Annotated in this window: 2 protein-coding genes; both read right to left on the bottom strand. The window is 64.2% G+C overall.

Annotation, left to right across the window (positions count from 1 at the left end; genetic code table 11):
• Nucleotides 1-113: 113 nt before the first annotated feature.
• Complete coding sequence (locus OSB52_RS24505; protein WP_266063941.1) at nucleotides 114-2,030, bottom strand: tyrosine-type recombinase/integrase; 1,917 nt, start codon at nucleotides 2,028-2,030, stop codon at nucleotides 114-116.
• Nucleotides 1,996-3,078 (bottom strand): tyrosine-type recombinase/integrase, encoded by a 1,083-nt coding sequence (locus OSB52_RS24500; protein ID WP_266063940.1) that lies wholly within the window; start codon nucleotides 3,076-3,078, stop codon nucleotides 1,996-1,998. Before OSB52_RS24500 ends, OSB52_RS24505 begins: the two co-directional genes overlap by 35 nt.
• Between the last annotated feature and the right edge of the window lie 103 nt (nucleotides 3,079-3,181).

Below are 3,181 nucleotides of genomic sequence, written 5' to 3'. Positions count from 1 at the left end.
TAGGGTCGCACGACCGATCTTGGTGCGGGCAGCGACTGCGGTGAATGTGATCGGTTGGCCTGCGGCGGCGAGCTCGGCGCAGGTTCGTTCAACCTCGACTAGGGCTTTGCTGCTCATGCAGTCTCGGTGGTGCTGGCGATGAGAGTATCGAGGCGGGTGACGAGTTGCTGGTGGCGGCGCGCCTCGTCGATCCAGCCACGCGACTCGGCATCCTCGGCGAGCTGTTGAGCATCAATGCGTTGCGCAGCAAGGACTCCGAGATGGGTGGCGTCGGTGTGGAAGCTGGGACAATGTTCACAGATGTTGGCATACGGGCAGGTTCCCTGGGCGGGTGCCCGCAGGCAGTAGCCGCCGGCCAGGCGCGACTTGATGGCCGGAGCCTGTTTCCAGTCGGATCCGGTGATATCGGTGATCGGGAGTTGAGGCCGGTCGACGGCGAGTGTGCCGATCTGGCTCTTGGCGAGGTCGAGGGCTCGCTCGTATTCGGTGCGGACGGTGGAGTCGAACAGGTGCGCGTAGCGCAGACTCATTTGGGTGGAGACGTGTCCGAGCAGCGCCATAAGCGCTTGCAGGGAAACCCCGGCGTTGACCAGGGCGGTGGCATAGGTGTGGCGCAGTTGGTGCGGGGTGATGTGGTCGAGCCCGGCGGCCGCGGCTGCCCGGTTGAGTTCGGCGCGTAACGCGTTCTGTGAAAGACGTTTTCCGTGGTGGGTGAACAGGAAGTCGGCTGGAGCACCGGTGCGGGGGTGACGTAACGGCCGGCCGTGAGTGCGGGTGGTGGTGATGCGGTCGACGAGAGTGAGGACGTCGTCGTCGATGGGCACCATGCGTTCGGAATCCAGTTTGCCCAGTGGCACTTTCAGCCATGACCCTTGCCCCGGGATCTCATGGATGCAGTCGAGTTCGAGGTCGAGGAGTTCCCCGATTCGCAACCCACACGCCCGCTGCAACAGCAGGGCGTCCGCGGCCAGATGATACGGCGAATCTGCCAGCGCTGCAGCAAGCCTGCGATCGGAATTTACGGGTAGGTAGCGCGGCAGAAACCGTTGCGGGCGAGGCAGGTCGCCACGGAAGATCAGTTTGCGCGCTGGCGCGTCGTCCCATCCCCACTCGGTGATCTCGGCCAGGAAATGACCGACCGCGTGCACGCGTCTGATCCGATCGGCCACGGTGATGGGTGCACCGGTGACACTGTTGACGGCGGTGGGCAACGACGCCAGGTACGGTTCGACATGGCGTCGGCGGTCGAGGTGGGCCAGCGAGGTCAACTCGGGGTCGGTGACAGCCAGGAAGCGACCGAAATGCGCGAGCCGGGTCGCGATGCTGCTGACGGTTTTCGGTGCACAGGTGGCGTACTTGCGGTTGAGGTAGCCCACGAATGCCGGGCGCAGCGCTGCCGGCACATCGGCCATCCGATCCTCGAGGCTGTGCGCGGTCGTCGCCGGTGGCGCCTCGGAATCGAGGATGCCCAGATGGAACAGGATCTGCCGCGCACTGTGCAGGGTACTGCGGTAGTGCTTCGCGCCGCGCCCGGTGTGTTCTTCGCGCAGTCTGCACGCCTGCAGGAGGTCGGCGAGGTCGTCCTCGCACAGGCCGGTCAACGGGCGCTGGGTCTGGATGAGCAACCGCGCGATGATCTGTGAGGCGATCGCCGATGCCACCCGGTCGGTGAACCCCAATTCCTTTGCCGTACTGACAAAGCGCTGAAGATCAGCGTTGAGTGGACTGACTGCCAGTTCCAGCCAGATGCTGCTGAGCTTGCGGTACACGAGGTAGTCGTATCCGGGTGCAAGTCGGCCGCTGACCATCAGAAACGTGATGAACGGGCGGGTGGAGCAGTTCGCGGCCAGGCGTTTGTCGAGAGGTTCGGCGGCCCAGTCGGCGACGGTGGGCCAGCGGTTGAGGAATGAGCGTGCCGCCTGCGTGTAGGCCGGGTTGCCGCGGCCACGCCGCCGCAGATGGGCGAGGTAGGCGGCCTGGACCTCTGCCGGTGTCTCAGGTCTGGGTGCGAAGTCGTGTGCGTGCTGCATCGAACTCTGCTTTGACATGTGTCGGGGTCAAATGGATATAGCGGGCTGTGGTATCGACGTGAGCGTGGCCGAGCAGCGCTTGCATCACCGCCAGATCGACACCGGCTTCGGCCATCGCGGTGCCGAAGGTGTGACGCAGCGCGTGGGGGTGGCCGGCGGTCACGCCGGATTTGAGGCGGTGGTAGCGGAAGATCGTGCGTAGTCCGGCCGCGGTCAGCGGCTGACCCCGGTGCGGTCCCTTCGCCACTAGAAACAAACGGCTACTGGATGATTCGGGCCGCTCGGTGAGGACGTAGGTGTGAATCAGGCCAGCCACCTCAACATCGAGGGGCACCCGGCGTTCCTTGCCGCCCTTGCCCAGAACCCGAACCCAGCGGGCGCCGATATCGACATCGGTCACATCCAGGGTCAGCAACTCGCACGAGCGTAACCCCGACAACAACATCAAACCGGCCAACGACCGGTCCCGCCAGGTGCGCAGGCTCGCCACCAGATCTGCGGTCTCGCGACGATCCAGCGCCCGAGGGAGCCGACGCGGTTCGCGTAGCCGCAACGCTGACCGCTTCTTCGGCTTGACCAGATGACCGAGCAGGGCGTTGCGTTCCTCGGCGGTGACGCGGCGTGCTTCACGCCCACTCGGGACCGGATTGACCAGGTCAGGATCGGTGATGCTGCGATAGGTGAACAACCCCGTCAACGCCGCGAGTCGGTGGTTGATGGTGGTCGGCGAGTACCGATCGAGCCGTTGCCCAGTCATCGACAACACATTGGCCGGGCGGCCCGGAATCGACGCCTGCCGACAGAACCGCATGAAGTCGAGAAGCGATGTCGTAGTTACTGATTCCAACGCAAGATCAGACTCGTCGAGCCACCTGCAAAACGCCAACAGATCGTAGCCGTAGGCCCGTAACGTGCGCGCCGAGTAGTTTCGATCGGCCAGATAGCCGAGATAATCGTTGACCACCACGTACTCTCCGGCATGGTCACCGGCCAACTGCCAGGCAACCTCAGTGCCAGGTTCCAGATACAGCGGTTGCCGATCCGTCATGAGACAGGTGTAACCCTACCGTCAGCACCGGTCAAGTATCTTCTGTTGGCGGCGTGTTCATTTCACCGTAGCCCTGGGCCCCGGATTAGCCGGTTAACAGGCA

The organism is Gordonia aquimaris (assembly GCF_026262595.1).
GTDB classification, from domain to species: Bacteria; Actinomycetota; Actinomycetes; order Mycobacteriales; family Mycobacteriaceae; genus Gordonia; species Gordonia tangerina.
Note: the sequence above shows the minus strand (reverse complement) of the source record. Positions and strands in the feature narration are given on the sequence as shown.